This window comes from Paraburkholderia sp. RL17-347-BIC-D (genome assembly GCF_046027915.1).
Taxonomy (GTDB): domain Bacteria; phylum Pseudomonadota; class Gammaproteobacteria; order Burkholderiales; family Burkholderiaceae; genus Paraburkholderia.
Map to the genome: position 1 here is coordinate 1 of NZ_JARESS010000203.1, position 876 is coordinate 876.

At 58.8% G+C, this 876-nt stretch carries 1 pseudogene; it reads right to left on the minus strand.

What is annotated here, in order from left to right:
- Nucleotides 1-787 (minus strand): annotated as a pseudogene (locus tag P0D96_RS48160) (porin); the annotation flags it as partial.
- Nucleotides 788-876: the final 89 nt, after the last annotated feature.

An 876-nucleotide genomic window follows, 5' to 3' on the forward strand; every position in this document is an offset into this window, starting at 1 on the left:
GAACCAGTCGCGTCATTCAGATTCGTATGGCTATACACAAAGCCAAGCACCGTCGGTCCGATCGTGTAGTTGATGCCCGCGCCCCAGACTTGCTCACGGCCGGCGAAAAAGTTAGTGTCGTCCGTTGAGAGCGAACCACCTGTCGTGCCGCCCGGATTGTTGATCTGCATATAAGCCGCGGCCACCGTCACTGCACTGCCCACGTATTGCGCGCCGAGGCTATAAGACCGATTGTTCGCGAAGCCACCTGCCTGGTTGCTGAAACCGTACAGACCGCCGAACGTAAAGCCGCCGTACGTATTGCTCATGTACTTCACGCTGTTGTTCAGGCGGAACGAATTGTCGGTGTTGTCGTTATCGTATGGATGCGACATCAGATAGCCGGCCCAGTTGCCGTTCGCCGTGAGCGGTGCGAGGAAGTCGACGATGGAGTCGTATTGGCGACCCATCGTCAGCGTGCCGAATTGCGCCGAGCTTAAGCCGACGTAGGCCTGACGGCCGAACATCCTCCCACCTTGCCCGAGTTGACGTCGAATCCGTTTTCCAACTGGAAGACAGCCTTGGTGCCGCCGCCCAGATCCTCCGAACCCTTCAGGCCCCAGCGGCTGCCTTGCGCAAAACCGCTTTCCATCTGTATGTTCGAATGGCCGCCGGTATTGCTGGTGTAATTCAGGCCTTCGTCGATCAGGCCGTACAGCGTGACGCTGCTTTGCGCCATCGCGCTGATAGGGGCAAGCGAACAGCCAAGCGCCGTATTAGCAACTGCGGCAATCAGGAGTTTTTTCATGAATGCGGATCCTTGTGGGTGAGAACACCGCGCCGGTGCGTCGCTCGCGCGAATCGCGCAGCGTAGAGGCGCAGCCGACGTCAGGTGCT